The sequence below is a fragment of the Archangium sp. genome, from assembly GCF_057119385.1.
Genome location: NZ_DBNGVP010000206.1, coordinates 1 through 14,787 on the forward strand (window position 1 = coordinate 1; position 14,787 = coordinate 14,787).

13 protein-coding genes are annotated in these 14,787 nt (G+C 69.4%); 6 read left to right on the plus strand and 7 right to left on the minus strand.

The window, feature by feature from the left end; genetic code table 11:
- On the minus strand, positions 1 to 1,404 hold a 1,404-nt coding region (locus tag AC16DP_RS47020; protein ID WP_483957097.1), incomplete at its 3' end, for a serine/threonine protein kinase.
- Between the two features lie 12 nt (positions 1,405 to 1,416).
- Entirely contained in the window at positions 1,417 to 2,310 is an 894-nt protein-coding gene (locus tag AC16DP_RS47025) for a DUF2381 family protein (protein WP_329725479.1), read from the minus strand.
- A gap of 300 nt (positions 2,311 to 2,610) precedes the next feature.
- Between AC16DP_RS47025 and AC16DP_RS47030 the strand changes: the two genes are divergently transcribed.
- The 3 genes from AC16DP_RS47030 (at position 2,611) to AC16DP_RS47040 (ending at position 5,294) form a co-directional block, all read left to right on the plus strand.
- The gene (locus AC16DP_RS47030; RefSeq protein ID WP_329725425.1) at positions 2,611 to 3,975 is read left to right on the plus strand and encodes an AHH domain-containing protein; all 1,365 of its coding nucleotides are present in this window, start codon (positions 2,611 to 2,613) and stop codon (positions 3,973 to 3,975) included.
- Positions 3,976 to 4,034: 59 nt separating this feature from the next.
- On the plus strand, positions 4,035 to 4,580 hold the full coding sequence (locus tag AC16DP_RS47035; RefSeq protein WP_329725426.1) for an imm11 family protein: 546 nt from the start codon (positions 4,035 to 4,037) through the stop codon (positions 4,578 to 4,580).
- Positions 4,581 to 4,685: 105 nt separating this feature from the next.
- Positions 4,686 to 5,294 (plus strand): imm11 family protein, encoded by a 609-nt coding sequence (locus AC16DP_RS47040; RefSeq protein WP_329725427.1) that lies wholly within the window; start codon positions 4,686 to 4,688, stop codon positions 5,292 to 5,294.
- A gap of 27 nt (positions 5,295 to 5,321) precedes the next feature.
- Here AC16DP_RS47040 and AC16DP_RS47045 read toward each other — a convergent pair whose 3' ends face one another.
- Entirely contained in the window at positions 5,322 to 6,236 is a 915-nt protein-coding gene (locus AC16DP_RS47045) for a DUF72 domain-containing protein (protein WP_329725428.1), read from the minus strand.
- Positions 6,237 to 6,524: 288 nt separating this feature from the next.
- On the opposite strand from AC16DP_RS47045, the gene AC16DP_RS47050 reads away from it, so the two are divergent.
- Complete coding sequence (locus AC16DP_RS47050) at positions 6,525 to 6,857, plus strand: HPF/RaiA family ribosome-associated protein (protein ID WP_329725429.1); 333 nt, start codon at positions 6,525 to 6,527, stop codon at positions 6,855 to 6,857.
- Positions 6,858 to 7,017: 160 nt separating this feature from the next.
- Here the strand turns inward: AC16DP_RS47050 and AC16DP_RS47055 are convergent, their stop codons facing one another.
- From AC16DP_RS47055 to AC16DP_RS47070, 4 genes are all read right to left on the minus strand, one after another.
- Positions 7,018 to 8,673, minus strand: coding sequence for a hybrid sensor histidine kinase/response regulator (locus AC16DP_RS47055; RefSeq protein WP_329725430.1), 1,656 nt, complete (start codon positions 8,671 to 8,673; stop codon positions 7,018 to 7,020).
- 78 nt (positions 8,674 to 8,751) lie between these two features.
- The gene (locus tag AC16DP_RS47060) at positions 8,752 to 11,718 is read right to left on the minus strand and encodes a chemotaxis protein CheB (RefSeq protein ID WP_329725431.1); all 2,967 of its coding nucleotides are present in this window, start codon (positions 11,716 to 11,718) and stop codon (positions 8,752 to 8,754) included.
- A 37-nt stretch (positions 11,719 to 11,755) separates the two neighbouring features.
- Positions 11,756 to 12,121 (minus strand): response regulator transcription factor, encoded by a 366-nt coding sequence (locus AC16DP_RS47065; RefSeq protein WP_329725432.1) that lies wholly within the window; start codon positions 12,119 to 12,121, stop codon positions 11,756 to 11,758.
- 88 nt (positions 12,122 to 12,209) lie between these two features.
- The gene (locus AC16DP_RS47070; RefSeq protein ID WP_329725433.1) at positions 12,210 to 12,395 is read right to left on the minus strand and encodes a hypothetical protein; all 186 of its coding nucleotides are present in this window, start codon (positions 12,393 to 12,395) and stop codon (positions 12,210 to 12,212) included.
- 166 nt (positions 12,396 to 12,561) lie between these two features.
- Between AC16DP_RS47070 and AC16DP_RS47075 the strand changes: the two genes are divergently transcribed.
- Positions 12,562 to 12,858: a hypothetical protein gene (locus tag AC16DP_RS47075; RefSeq protein WP_329725434.1), complete on the plus strand. Its 297-nt coding sequence runs from the start codon at positions 12,562 to 12,564 to the stop codon at positions 12,856 to 12,858.
- A gap of 196 nt (positions 12,859 to 13,054) precedes the next feature.
- Positions 13,055 to 14,782 carry a GYF domain-containing protein gene (locus AC16DP_RS47080; protein ID WP_329725435.1) on the plus strand — a complete coding sequence of 576 codons (1,728 nt, stop codon included), beginning with the start codon at positions 13,055 to 13,057 and terminating at the stop codon, positions 14,780 to 14,782.
- The last annotated feature ends 5 nt before the right edge of the window (positions 14,783 to 14,787 follow it).

Consider the following 14,787-nt stretch of genomic DNA (forward strand, 5'->3'; position numbering starts at 1 on the left):
GGGGCAGTCCTCTGGCTCCGGCCTCACCTGGGCGGCGGGACAGCCCAGGCCTGCAGCGGTGCACAGCCACACGGTGAGGACTCCGAAGCGTGAGCGGTTGGAGGGAGTCGAGTCCTGGGGCGTGGTGAGAGGGGGCACGGGCGCACTTCCTTTCTCGGGGGAGCCGGATGCGATGGACTCCGGCATGTGGGGGGGCGCGAGTGTGGATCGCACCAGCCATGAGGCAAGCAACAGGCCGGCGAGGAGGAGCAGGCCCACCAGGGCGAGGCGCCCCACGCGCCACGTGCGGCGCTCCTGGGCGGGAGCATCCTCGCGAGCGCCCTCCGGCGGCCTCGTATCCTCTGGAGGCGGAGCTGCTTCACCCGCAGGTGCTGCTTGCTGGGGCTGGGCCACCTGCTCCTGTTCCGTTTGCTTGGACAGCGCCTCTGCCGGGCTGTCCGGCGCGGTGAGGGGCACCTTCCATGCGGGGGACTTTCTCTGCTTCTCGATGGCCTGCTCCAGGGCCTCGAGCAGGGCCTCGGTGTTGGGGTAGCGGTCCTCTGGCCGCTTCTCCAGCAACTTCATGGCGATGTCGCTGAGGGAGCGCGGCACCAGGGGGTTGAGCAGGTGGGGCGCGGCCGGCGGGACGGCGGCGATGGCGGCCAGCAGCTCCTTGTCCGGCAGCTCCGGGTCGAAGGGGTGCCTGTCCGTGAGGGCCTGGTAGAGCAGCACGCCCAGTGCGTACAGGTCCACGGGCACCCCGCCTTGGAAGGGCTCACCCCGCTTCCACGCCTCGGTGCGCGTGTAGGCCAGGAGCTCGGGGGGCACCAGGTGGAGGACGCCCTCGGGCAGGCCCAGCGTCTTCGTCAGGGCTCCGGGAATGCGCGCGGTGCCAAAATCAATGACGAACGGCCGGCCGTCCTTTCTTCGGATGAGGATGTTCTCCGCCTTCAAATCCCGGTGGAGCACACCGCGTGCGTGCAGCACCCCCACGGTGCGCACCACACTGGAGAAGATGTTCACCACCTCAATGGCGTGAGGGGGCTTGCGCCAGCGCCTCTGGTGCCAGGTTTCCCCGTCGATGAAATCAGTGATGATGAACGGGTAGCCCTTGGTGGGGTGGGGCCAGAAGTCCACCGCGTACACGCGCAGCAGGTTGGGGTGGGAGGAGTAGGTGAAGAGGGTCGCGGCCTCGCGCGCCAGGCGCCGGTAGACGCTCGTCTCCTCCACATACTGCTCTTCCGTGAGCTCTTCCGTGGATTGGGTGAGGGGGAGCAGCGCCATCTTCATGGAGTAGGGCTGGCCGTCGCGCTCCACCTTGAAAACCCGGGAGGAACCCCCGCGGCCCAGCACCTCGACGATGCGCCAGGGCCCCACTGAGTGGCCGGGTTGAAGGTGGTCCGGGTGTTGGGCTTCCGTCGTCATGGGCCGGCCTTCCTAGAGTTGAACCTTGGTGATGGGCAGGAGCCGCCCGCCCTCGGTGTCCACCAACTCGAGCTGGAAGAGGACCTCGTTGGAGGCGGGGGGCTCCACCATGACGGCCACCAGGGCGGACTCCCCCGGCTGGAGCAGGGGCTTCTCCATGTGCACCGAGAGCACCTTCACCGGCGTCCCCTTCACGCTGGTGAGCCGTGCCGCACCGGGCGTCCAGGCGGGCTGTCCCGGGAGGTTGCGCACCTTGACAACCACCATGGCCCAGCGAGTGCCTCGGTAGCCGGTGCCGCGCCCCGGCTCGAGGCCGCCCTTGTAGCCGGGAGCCGGCTTCCCGAAGAAGGGCGTGGCGCGGACACCCTTCGAGTCGAGCACCCCGGAGAAGGCGAGGTGGGGAAGTCCGCTCTGCGCGCACTGGGCCTTGAGGGAGACGAGCTCGGCTTCCACGTGGGACAGCCTGGCCTCCAGCGCCTCGACGGTGCGCGGGCGGCGCACCACCTCCACTTCCTTGTCCACCAGCGTGGGGTGGGAGACGAGCGCGAGGGTGGCGTACGCCGGGGTGCCTCCGTCCTTGTAGCGCACCCGCACGATGAGGCGCTCTCCGGGGGCCGGCTCGACGGAGGGCTCGAGCGCGAGGGTGTACTCCCCAGGGTCCACCAGCTTGAATCGCGTCGCCCGCCCCTCCACCTCCACCGAGGCCCTGTCGATGGAGGCCCCGAAGCGGAAGAGGGTGAGGGTGTTGGCCGCCACCCGCACCTCTGGCGCAGGCTCACCGGGAGCGGGGACGACGACTTGCCGCTCCTGCCGCTCGCGGGCAGGGGGCTGGGTCTGGGCCGCAGAGGGGGTCCCAAGGGTCAGGGCGATGAGAACGAGCGGGGCGAGGGGTGATAGTAGTGCCAGGGTGGATGACCTCTCCGGTCCACCCTAGCAGATGTCCCAGCCAGCGCGGCCAGCATCTACCGTGCGGACGCACCCACGCGAAGCGCGTCCTCACCGGCCGCCGCTGGGCCTGGGCTCCCCTTCCCTCCGAGGGCCCTTTCTCTCTCGGAGAGGCCCTTCAATTTCTGGGTAAGGTCGAAGGGCTCTGGTGGAGGAGAGGGTGGGGGCTCCGGGCCTGGGTCGGTGCTGGCTGCCCACCTCCGAGGTGCGGGACACTTGCCGCCGCCATCCCTGGAATCCCAAGGGCCGGAGGAGCCGCACATGAAGCAGGGAGTCACGCACACCGTCTACATGTTGCTGCTGGTGCCGTGGGCGCTCCTGGCGGCACCGGCGGGAGCCGAAGCGGGCTTGCCGGTGTTGGAGCCGGTGGGGGTGAGCGGGTACCAGGGCGAGGCGGGGCAGGGGCTGAGGCTGACGTTCAAGAGGTTGGAGCCGGACCCTGGGCTGGGGTTGTGGAGGGTGGAGGAGGCGCGCGAGGTGGTGGAGGCACTGGAAGGCGAGTTCAAGGAGGCGAAGCCGAGGGCAGGGCCGAGGCTGCTGCCGGAGGCGCACACGCGGACGATGGCGGGCCTGGTGCCACCGGAGGACACCCGGCCCTCGGCGCTGGAGAGGCGGGTGAGGGAGGAGTACGAGGCGCTGTTGGGCGCGCCGCTGGTGGGGCTGAGGGGCTCGCTGGAGAGTGCCAGGTGGTTCCAGGCGATGAAGCTCTCGCCGCGCTACATGGGGGAGGGAGTGAGGGAGGCGGCGCTGGAGTTGTTCAGCTCGCCGGCGGTGGTGCTGTCGGTGGGGACGACGCTGGTGCTGTACATGGTGGCGTGGGCGGCACCGGAGCCAGTGCTGAGCAAGGCGTGGGTGGGAGCAATCACGGTGGCGCTGCTGCTGACGTACAGCGCGGCGGAGCTCTCCAACGTGGGGCAGGCGTGCCTGAGGCTGTACCAGGAGGCGGAAGGGGCGAGGACGAGGGAGGAGCTGGAGGCGGTGGCCGAGCGCTTCGGCAAGGCGCTGGGAGGGGTGGGGCTGAGGGTGTTGGTGACGGTGGCGGGGGCGAAGCTGGCGCGAGGGTTGCCGGAGGTGCCGAAGGGAGGGCTGTGGGCGAGTGTGTCACCGCCGCGCCTGGCCCTGGCGGGAGGAGGCCTGAGAGGCGGCTTGAGGGTGGGAGCGGGGACGAGGGCGCAGGTGAGCGTGGCGGACGGGACGGTGGTGCTGATGGGGGTGACGGGGAGCACGGCGACGGCGGCGGTGACGTCGGCGGCGAGCGCGGCGCGGACGTCGGGAGCGTGTGCGGAGTCGGGGCAGGACGGCCACCATCGCCACCACCTGTGCACCAACAAGAATGACATCTCGGAGAACAGTGGTGGACCTTGGACGCCCCGGTTCGAGAAACTCTTCGAAAAGGCGGGGATGAGCCTGGAGGACCCGGCGAACATCGTCTACCTGCGAGACCACAAGGGACCGCATCCCGAGGCGTACCACCGTAGGATTTTCGAGCGATTGGGGGCGGTGCTTGGAACCTGTAGGACCCGCGCCGAATGTCGAGCGAAGCTCGTGGATGAGCTCGACAGGATTGCAGGGGAAGTCTGTACGCCTGGCTCCACACTCAACAAGCTGGCCACGAGGAATCCATGACCGTGCAAGGAAGGTATTTCAAATTATATGATGATATGTCGATTCCAGGGCGCTGGGACTTGAGATTTCCTCTCTTCAAGGATGGAGGGGACTCGGGCTCGCGTGAGGATGACGATGAGCGCGAGTTGTTCGACACCTGGCGATTCAACGAAGGGAGGGGCCTGGAGGTCGATGAGCCGATCCGCTTGACCATGAAACCGGTCGGCATCGCGCTCGAATTCAGCGAGGCCATGGGGATTCCCATCGTCCACCAGCGGGTGGTCTCGCTCTTCGAGCGTTTGGGGCTCCAGAAGGAGGTGCAATTCATCCCGGTGGAAGTGGAGGGACAGACGGAGCCCTGGTTCATCCTCAATGCCTTGCGAGTCATCCGGTGCATCGACGATGCCCGGTGTGAAGAGGTGCTCTCCTGGCAGCCGGAGGACAACCGCCCGGACAAGGTGGGCCAGTACCGCGACGTCGCGGGGCTGCGGGTGGACGTTGAGAAGATAGGGGGCGCCCACATCTTCCGCCCCTGGGGCTGGCTGGTGGTGCTCATCGTCTCCGAGCACGTCAAGCAAGCGATGGAGGCCGAGGGCATCACCGGCATCAAATTCCTCGAGGTCTGACGGAGCAGGAGCCGCACATGAAGCCGACAGTCACGCACGCCCTCTGCGTGTGGATGCTGATGGCGCTGGTAATTCCACACTCAATAAGCTGGCCACGAGGAGTCCATGACCGTGCAAGGAAGGTATTTCAAATTATATGATGATATGTCCATCCCGGGGCGCTGGAACTTGAGATTTCCTTTCTTCAAGGATGGAGGGGATTCGGGCTCGTGTGAGGATGACGATGAGCGCGAGTTTTTCGACACCTGGAGATTCAACGAAGGGAGGGGCCTGGAGGTCGATGAGCCGATCCGCTTGACCATGAAACCGGTCGGCATCGCGCTCGAATTCAGCGAGGCCATGGGAATTCCCATCGTCCACCGGCGGGTCGTCTCGCTCTTCGAGCGTCTGGGGCTCCAGAAGGAGGTGCAGTTCATCCCGGTGGAGGTGGAGGGACAGACGGAGCCCTGGTTCATCCTCAATGCGCTGCAGGTCATCCGGTGCATTGACGACGCCCGGTGTGACGAGGTGTTCTATTGGGGGCCAGAGGATGGGGAGCCAGACAGGATAGGCGAATACCAGAACGTCCGAGGGTTGAAGGTGGACCCGGAGAAGATAGGGGGCGCCCACATCTTCCGCCCCTGGGGCTGGCTGGTGGTGCTCATCGTCTCCGAGTACGTCAAGACAGCCATGGAGGAAGAGGGCATCACTGGCATCAAGTTCCTCGAAGTCTGAGCCTACGCCCTCTCGTGTCCCGTCCCGTCACCCCGCGGGGCTGGCGCCGGGCGGCTCGGGGGGTTCCCGCTCCGTCTCCGGGGGCAGCACGTAGGGCTCCAGCGTGTCTCGGTACTCGCGCAGCAGGGCCTCGGGCGCGTGCACCTTCCGGCCCGTGAGCATCGTCTGCAGCATCATCGCGTTGGCCACGCCCTTGCCCCGCACGTGGTTGTTCGTCACCACGTACACGTCACCCACCCGCGGGTGCTTGGCCATCTCCTTCGTCCGCTCGGCCCAGGGCTTCAGCTCCTTCGCCGGGTACAGGTAGTCGTAGCGCTCCATCGCGCTCGCCGTCTGGCGGAACCAGTTGCGGTAGTTGCGCCCGTGCACCCGCACGTACCCCACCGGCGACGTCACCCGCGCGCTCGGGCCCAGCGAATCCTGGAACAGCGGCTGGTCGATGTTCACGAACCCCACGCCCCGCTCCGCCAGCTCCGCGAACACGTCCGGCACGTTCCACGACTCGTGCCTCACCTCCAGCACCAGCGGCCAGCCGGAGAACGCCGTCACCAGCGCGTCCAGCCAGTCCCGGTTCTCCTCCGTGTGTCGGAACGACCAGGGGAACTGCATCAGCACCGCTCCCAGCTTCCCCGCCTCGTGGAGGGCATCCAGCCCCTCGCGCGTCTGGCGCACGTCGTCCGCCGTCCACACCGCGTCCCGCTCGTGCGTGAAGCGCTTCCACAGCTTCGCGGTGAAGCGGAAGTCCCGGTTGAACTCGGTGCGTTGCACCCAGAGCTCCGCGTTGCGGCGGCTGATGGGCCCGTAGAAGCTGGTGTTCAGCTCCAGCGCGTCGAAGTACCCCGCCAGGAAGGCCAACGGGTCGAACCCCCTCGGCTTCGGCTTCGGGTACACCACGCCCGCCCAGTCGTCGTAGCACCATCCCGCGGGGCCGATGCGAATCACGCACACACCTCCAGCGGATCACCATGGGAACGGTTCCGCCGCGCCGCATCACGTGCCCGCTCGGCCGCCCTCCCGGGGTTCCCCTGGGCGTGTAGCGCCCGTGACTCCAGGTATGCGTCCGAGGGCCTTCCGCAAAGGCTGCGCGCCCGCCGAGGGTCTTCCGCAAAGGCTGCATCCCGGGCTCGCGCCAACCCCCTGTTTTCCCGTGGGCGGGGCGTTGGCGCTCCGTATGCAATGGAGAGTGGGCGTCACGACGGCTCCAACGGGGAGCCAATCACGAGGCCGAAGATGAAGCGTAACCTGCAGATCACCTTCCGTGGAATGAGCCCCAGCGATGCCCTCTCGGAGCACATCCGCGACAACGCGGACAAGCTCGAGCAGTTCTTCGACGGCATCACTGGCTGCCACGTGGTGGTGGAAGAGCCGCACCGGCATCATCAGCAGGGCAAGCATTTCCACGTCCGCCTGGACCTGCACGTCCCCGGCAAGAACATCGTGGTCGACCGCGACCCCGGTGAGAAGGTCTCGCACGAGGACGCCTACCAGGCCGTGAACGACGCCTTCGATGCCGCCCGGCGTCAGCTGCAGCACTACGCCGAGGGTCTTCGCGCCCACCGTTGAAGTCCGTCGTGGCGGTCAGGGGGGGTCCGTCGTACGCCGGGCCGTCGCCCGGGACGCCATCGAGCCCGCCCTGGATGGGGGTACCGCCCACGGTGCCCTCGCACCGGCCCTGGGGCCCGCACCCGGTGAGCAGCGCGGCAGCGAGCAGACGGGGGAGCGGCTACCGGAGGAGCGGGGCGAGCAGCTTGTCGAGCTCCTCCGCATGGAAGGGCTTGAGGATGCGGGCGTTGGGCACTCGCGCCAGGAAGTCGCGGGCGGTCTGGGTGAAGGCGCCGCCCGTCATGAAGATGATCCGGAAGGTCTGCTCGGGAGCGGTGCGCGAGACCTCTTCGTAGAACTGCTCCCCGGTCATCTCCGCCATCATGACATCACAGAGGATGACGTCGTAGGGGGTGCCGTTGCGCAGGTGTCCCAATGCCTCGCGTGCATCATGGAGCACCGTGACGTCGTGCTGCGGCTCCAGCAGCATCTGGAGGGTCCGCGCGAGCAGGGGCTCGTCGTCCACGATGAGGAGCCGTCCCCGGCGAAGGACTTCCTGGCGCGGCGGTGTGGGAGACGCCGCGCTCCTGGCTGGTGCCATGGGAAGGCGGACGCGGAACACGCTGCCCCGTCCCACCTCGCTCTCCACGCTGAGCTCGCCCCCGAGCGCCGTCACCAGGCCATGGCTGATGGACAGGCCGAGCCCGATTCCCTTTCCCACCGCCCTGGTGGTGAAGAAGGGATCGAAGACGCGGCCGAGCAGCTCCGGGGGGATGCCCTGTCCCGTGTCCCGCACCTCGACGCAGACCGTGCGCTCCTCGGCCCAGGTGCGCAGGCGGATTTCATGGTCCGCCGCGTGTCCCTCCGGGATGGCCTGGGCCGCGTTCACCAGCAGGTTGAGGAACACCTGGCCCAGCCGGGAGCCATCCGCGAGCACGTCCGGGACGGGCCCGTACTCGCGCACCAGCCGGGCCCGGTGGCGCAACTCCCCCAGGGCCATCTTCACGGACAGCTCGAGCACCTGCCGCACGTCGAGGGGCGCCGGGGGGCGCTCATCCGGGTGGGAGAAGGTGCCGAGGTCCCGCACGATGTTCTGGATGCGCTCGGCGCCCACGCGGGCATCCGCCAGGTATTTGAGAAGGGCATCGAGCTTCTCCGTTCCGGAGCCGGAGGGGCTGAGCAGCCGGCGCGCGGCGAGCTGGAGGCTGCCGAGGACGAAGGTGAGCGGATTGTTGATTTCATGGGCCACGCCGGCCGCGAGCGTGCCCACGGTGGCCAGCCGCTCGGTGAGGCTCAGCCGCAGCTGCATCTGGCGCAGCTCGGTGATGTCGAGCAGGGCCGTGCGGCACAGGTGGCCGTGGGGCTCCCCCCCATCGAAGGGCGCGCTGTGCAGCCGCACCAGGCGCCGGTCCTTGCCCACCCGCAGCGTCAGCTCCGTGCTCAGCGTGTCGCCCAGGAGGCACTGGCGCACGTGCTGGAGGAAGCGGCCCAGGTCCTGGGGCTCCACGAAGGGGGTGAAGGGCTGGCCGAGCAGCTGGGGGCGCTCGCGCCGCAGCAGGCTGGCGCCGGTGAGGTTGAGCTCGCGGATGCAGGCCCGGCCATCCAGGCTCACGCAGGCCATGGGGGCGAAGTCGTAGAGGTCCACGTAGCGGCCGCGTGACTCCTCCAGGGCCTGCTGGGTCTCCCGGAGCTCGCGGTTCTGCATCTCCAGCTCGAGCTGGTGGCGTTGCAGCTCCCGGAGCAGGTGCTTGAGCTCGTCGGCCGCCAGGGGCGTGGAGTCCAGGGATTCCAGCGCCCGCGCCAGCTCGGCCCGGGAAAGGCTTGCAAACTCTGACATGGAGACTCCGGTGAGCGGCAATCCTTAACACGAGAGGGGGGGCGGGACCACCCACCCCCCCCCCGCCGCTGTCAGGGTTTATGTCTGACCGGTGACGTCCGTGATGGAGAGCAGGATGCGTTGTGTACCCAACTCCTGGCCGGAGATCCTCCGGGCGTTGAGCAGCATGCGCCGGTGGCCGAGCTGTTCGAAGCCGTGCTCCACCACGAAGTCGTGCAGCCGGGTGTTGCGCGGGAGGATCTCCTCCAGCAACAGCCGCAGCTGGGGAATGTCCCACTGGCCATTGCCGAGCTGGTAGATGGGCTGACCCACGGTGCGCGCCTCCGTCACCTGGAAGGCCGCGTAGAAGGCGGGGTTGGCGGCGAGCACCTGGAGGTGGCTGTCGAGCACCAGGAAGGGCTCGCGCATCGTCTCCACGAGGGCTTGCGCGTACTCGCCGGCCTGGTGGGCCTCGTCGAGGCTGTGCTTGAGCCGGTCGATGTCCAGCAGCGTCATCACGACGCCGTCGAGTTTGTTGTCCAGCGTCTTGTAGGGGCGCAGCCGCAGCGAGTACCAATGCCCGTCGCGGGCGCGCACCTCCCGCTCGAAGGGGAGCAGCTGGCCGGTGACCTGGGAGACGGCGCGCTCCAGGTCGGGCAGCTCGAGGGGGAAGTGCAGGTCGCGCAGCGAGCGGCCCACGTCCCCGGCGGTGAGCCCGAGCACCTCGTGCGCCATGGGGGTGAAGCGGCGGATGCGCAGGTCGTCCCCCAGCATGACGGTGGCGATCTGCGTGCTGCCCAGCAGGTTGTTCAGGTCGCTGTTGAGCTGGCTGAGGTCGGTATTGCGGTTCTGCAGCTCCTCGTTGAGGGTGGTGAGCTCCTCGTTGGTGGACTGCAACTCCTCCTTGGCCGTCTCCAGCTCCTCGTTGGTGGATTGGAGCTCCTCGTTGGTGGACTGGGCCTCCTCGTGGGCGGCGCGCAGCTGCTCGGAGGTGGTCTCCTGCTCCTGCAACAGGGTCTGCAGATGCTGGCGGGCGGTGCGCAGCTCCTCGCGCAGCCGCTCCACCTCCTGGCGGGTGGTGGCACGCGGGCCACCTGGCGCCTGGGCCCTGGCCCCGCGGGGCGGGGCGGAGGCGGGGGGCTCCGGGGCCTCCTCGAAGAGGACGAGGTAGTAGTGCTCCCGGGTGCTCGAGGAGGCCTGCAGCAGGTTCACCTCGAGGTTGATGCGCCGCTCGCCCTCGCGTCCGGACACCCGCACCTGCTCCTTGCGGACCCGGCTGGTGCCCCGCTGCACCTCGCGGATGGCCGAGCGCAACTCCAGCGCCAGGCCCTCTCGCGCCATCTTCAGCAGGTTCAGGCTCGCGGCCCCGGGCAGGGGCTCGAGGTAGGGGCCCGTGTGCCCGCGGAAGTGGAGGATCTCCAGTGCGTCGTTGATGATGACGCCCGGGGGCCCGTACGAGGCGAGGACGAGCCGGTCCGCCTCCCGCTGGGGATTGTGCTCCGGTGCGCCGCGCCGGGGCGGGGGGGGCTCGTCCTCGTGCCGCTCGGGCAGGGGCTCCCGGTAGGTGAAGGAGAGGGAGGGCCGGTAGGAGATGGACTTCTTGCGGTAGAGCTTGTGGCGCCGGTCCACCAGGGAGAAGAGGTCCGCCGAGGCGCCCACGGTCTCGGAGCTTCCCAGCAGGAGGAAGCCCTCGGGGTTGAGGGCGTAGTGGAAGATGGGCAGCACCCTCTTCTGCAGCACCGGGTCCAGGTAGATGAGGACGTTGCGGCAGCTGATGAGGTCCATCCGCGAGAAGGGCGGGTCCGCCACCACGTTCTGCCGCGCGAAGATGCACAGGTCCCGCAGGGACTTGTGGATGCGGTAGCCGCCCTCGGTGCGCACGAAGAAGCGGCGCAGCCGCTCGGGGGAGAGGTCGGCGGTGATGGACTCGGGGTAGAAGGCGGCGCGGGCCTGGACGAGGGCCGGCTCGCTCAAGTCGGTGCCGAACGCCTGGATGGACGTGGTGGCGACGTCCTCGCCGAGGTACTCCAGCAGGCAGATGAGCAGCGAGTAGACCTCCTCCCCGGTGGAGCAGCCCGGCACCCAGAGGCGGAAGGGGTTGCCGGGGGACCGGCCGCGGAAGCGCTCGGGGAGGACGTGCTGCTTCAGGCTCTCGAAGGTCTCCGGGTCCCGGAAGAAGCTCGTCACGTGGATGAGCAGATCCTGTCCGAGCGCCTCGCACTCCTCGGGGTATTCCTCCAGGTAGCGGGCATAGTCGGCGAGGCGGTCCGTGCGCCGCAGGCGCATCCGCTGGCCCAGGCGCCGGTGGATGGTGCTGGGCTTGTAGTGGGAGAAGTCCACGCCCGTCCGGGTGCGCAGCAGGTGGAAGATGCGGGACAGGTCCTGCTCGGACATGTCGGAGGACGCAGGCGGTGCGAGGGCCGCACGGGGGCCATGGGCGAGCCGGGCCAGTGCCGCCGCGATGCCCTCGGGAGGCAGCACGTGGTCCACGGCGTCCGCGTGGATGGCGCTGCGAGGCATGGCGTCGAAGCCCGCCGAGGCGGGCTCCTGGGCGAAGGTGGTTCCCCCGGCGTTCCGGATGGCCCGCAGGCCGCGGGTGCCGTCGGTGCCCGTGCCGGAGAGGATGACCCCGATGGCGCGGCCGGGCGCCGATTCCGCCAGGGAGCCCAGGAGCTCGTCGATGATGCGAGGCGGGCCCCGGGAGGAGCGGGCCCGGCCCAGGTGCAGGGTGTCCCGCTCGAGGGTCAGCCGGATGCCCGGTGGGCCGACGTAGACGTGGTCCGGCGTGAGCGCCAGTCCCTCCCGGGCCTCGAGCACGGGCATGGAGGTGCGCAGGGCCAGCAGGGAGGGCAGGAGGCTCTCGTGGTCGGGCGAGAGGTGCTGCACGATGATGAAGGCCATCCCGGTGTCGGAGGGCAGGGACTCGAGCAGGGCCTGGAGGGCGGGCAGTCCTCCGGCGGAGGCGCCGATGCCCACCACGGGGAAGCGATCCAGGAGGGCAATCCGTTCCACCTCGCCCCCCCGGGGAGCGCTCCGGTGCTTCCTGGCGGATGGTTTCTTGCTCACGGGCTCCCTCGTCACACGGCCGCGGGCACCGCTTCTATCACCTCGGGACAGGGGAAGCCGGGGTCAGCACGTTCTTCACCGCGCGGAGCAGCGCCTCCAGGGAGAAGGGTTTGCGCAGGAAGCCCTGGACGGGTTGCCCCTTGAGCGCCTCGCGGCCGCAGGAGGTGACGACGAGCACCGCCGTGGCAGGCGTGTCCCGCCGCAGGGCCTCGAGCACCTGGAGGCCGTCCACCAGGGGCAGCATCAGGTCGAGCAGCACCAGGTCCAGCGGCTCGTGCTCGAGCGTGTCGAGCGCATCCATGCCATTGCGGGCGGTGAGCACCTGGTGGCCCTCGCCCTCGAGGATGTCCTGGAGGGAGTCCGTGAGGACCTCTTCGTCCTCGACGATGAGGATGCGGCTCATTTGCGCCCTCCCGGTTTGCGCGAGCGCCCGAAGCGCGTGGTGCGCTCGGGCTCGATGGCCTCCTGGGCGAAGGGCTCGAGCATGTCCATCAGCTCCTGGACCATGGCATCGGGTACAGCCCCTGGAGGAACTCGCGCTGCGCCAGCGGGGAGCCGGAGCGCGTGTGCGTGAGCAGCTCCAGCAGTCCATGGGGCCCCTGGTGCGGCATCATGCGCGCGTGCGTCTCGGCGAGGGAGGGAGTGCCACTCGAGAGACGCGGGACGTCCCCTTCCATGAACGGGTCTCCTTGGACCGTGGTACCTGTCCCTGGAAGGGTGTGCATCTCAAGGGGGGACGCGGGGTGGAGCGACGCTCCGCCGCCTGCTCCGCACACGGCCGGGCGTGCTCGAATCCCTCGACGGACAGCGCGGGTTGTGGAGGAGTGGAGACGAGGAGAGCCCATGGAGGAGACGAGCGCTCAGGAGACGCGGGCCCAGGTCTGTCACCGCTGCCTGATGCGGCTGGAGACGAGCGCCGGAGGGGTGGACCTGCCGCGCCGCATCCGCGCCACGCTGGCGGCGCGGGGCGAGGCCGTGCGCGTGGATCTCACCGGGTGTCTGGGGTGGTGCCCCGTGGGGCGCGTGAGTGTTCAGCTCCGGCGCGCGGGAGCGCTCTCGGATGTGGTGTTGCTCGACCCGGAGAGGGACGGGGCGGAATTGCTCACACACCTTCCGTGCCCATCCACGGAAACGCCGTAGTCCGGGTGTCCAGGGGTTTTCGCCTGTGAGGGATTTGGCTGCGTCAGGCGCAGAACTTTCTCGCGGTGCAATCGCTCGGAAGTGAAAGAAAACACTCGTACGCGGGGGCGTGAATCCTGGCTGGGGTCTCGGACGTCCTTAGGTTGAGCTTCGAGCTGCCCCAACGTCGGGACAGCGGGGGCTGGTAGGAGGGCGTGTGGACGGGAACCATTCGAGCGTCGAGGGCCATCTTCTTTCTCGGGCGGGGAGCGGGGCTCAGCCTCCGCGGCTCTCGCCTGATTCCGCCGAGACGGCACCGGCCAGCGTCCAGTCGGCCCTGCGCGAGGTGCGCCCGGATGATCTGGACGCCATCTTCGACGGTGCGCTCTTCGGGCCACCGGCGCTGGAGACGTCCGCCGAGGTGTCCGGCGCGGGAAGGGCCGCGGCCACGCCGGTGCCCGTGGGCGCCATGGAGTGGTACGCGGAGCGGCACGGCCAGCCGGCGGGCCCGTACCGTCTCGAGCGGCTGCGCGAGCTGTGGCACCAGGGCGAGCTCAGCCCCGACACCCTCTTCTGGTGCGAGGCGTGGAGCACCTGGCGGCCGCTGTCCAGCGTTCCGGAGCTCGTGGCCTCGCTGACCATCGCGGGGCTGCCCACGGTGGCCGCGGACGCGGCGGTGTCCACGGCTCCGGCCTCCGAGAAGGAGTCCGGCTCCGGGAAGAAGGTCGTCTCGGCGCTGCACTCGCTCGTCGAGGAAGAGGAGGTGTGGCTGCGGCAGATGAAGGATGCGAAGGAGCAGGCGAAGGAGGAGGCGCGCTCGGCGATGCTCGACGTGCCGACCGCGCCCGTGGTGGCTCCCGCGCCCGTGCCCGTCGTGCAGCCGGTGGTGGCGACGGCGGGTCTGCTCGCGCCGGTTCCGGTCCAGCCGGTGCCCATGATGGCCGCGCCCATCGCGCCTCCCGCGCCCGAGCCCGCTCAGCGGGGGAAGGGCGTCCTGGCCGGGGTGCTCATCGGCTCGGCGGCCGTGGGCATCGTCGCGGGTGCGCTGCTCCTGCTGACCCAGAACCGTGGCGCTCCGGAGCAGGTGGCTCCGCGGCAGGAGGCTCCCTCCGTGGCTCCGGCCGCCGTGCCCGCGCCCGCGCCCGTGGTGGTGGCTCCAGCTCCGGTGGTGCAGGCTCCAGCTCCAGCTCCGGTGGCTCCAGCTCCCGTGGTGCAGCAGGCTCCGGCCCCGGTGGCGCAGGCTCCTGTGACTTCAGCCCCGGTGGCGCAGACTCCGGCCCCGGTGGTGAAGGCCGTCACGCCGGCGCCTCAGCCCGCCACCGTGACGCCGGTGCCCGAGAAGCCGGTGGTGAAGGCTGTCGCGCCGGCGCCGCAGCCCGAGAAGCCGAAGCCCGCCGTCGTGGCCCCGGCTGCCCCGGAGGTGCGCGTGCCGCGTGCCGTCGAGCCGGCTCCGCGGAGCAACCCGCAGCCGCCGCCCGCACCGGCCAATCCGGTGAAGGTGAAGTCCGCGGATCCCCTCGACTTCGACGATGCGCTCGACAAGAAGTTCGAGGAGGAGCTCGGCTTGTCGCCGAGCGCGCCGAAGTTCAAGCCGGAGGACCCGCGCGGGAAGCGCAACGTCTATATCCCGCCCGAGCCGGGCAAGGACCTGCCCGAGACGCTCTCCACCTCGGACGTGGTGCAGGTGGTGGGCTCGCACAAGGACGCCATCCTCGCCTGCATCACGACGCACTCGCCCGCGCGGATGTCGGACTCGGGCAAGGACCGGTTCGTGGTGCGCTGGCGCGTGCTGCCCACGGGTGACGCCGTGGATGCCCTCCTGGAGACGGAGGGCCTCGAGGGTACGCCGTTCGCCCGCTGCATCGAGGGCCAGGTGCGCTCGTGGAAGTTCCCGCAGCACCGCGTGCAGAGCCGCGAGCCCGTGCGCTTCCCGTTCACCTACTGAGCGGG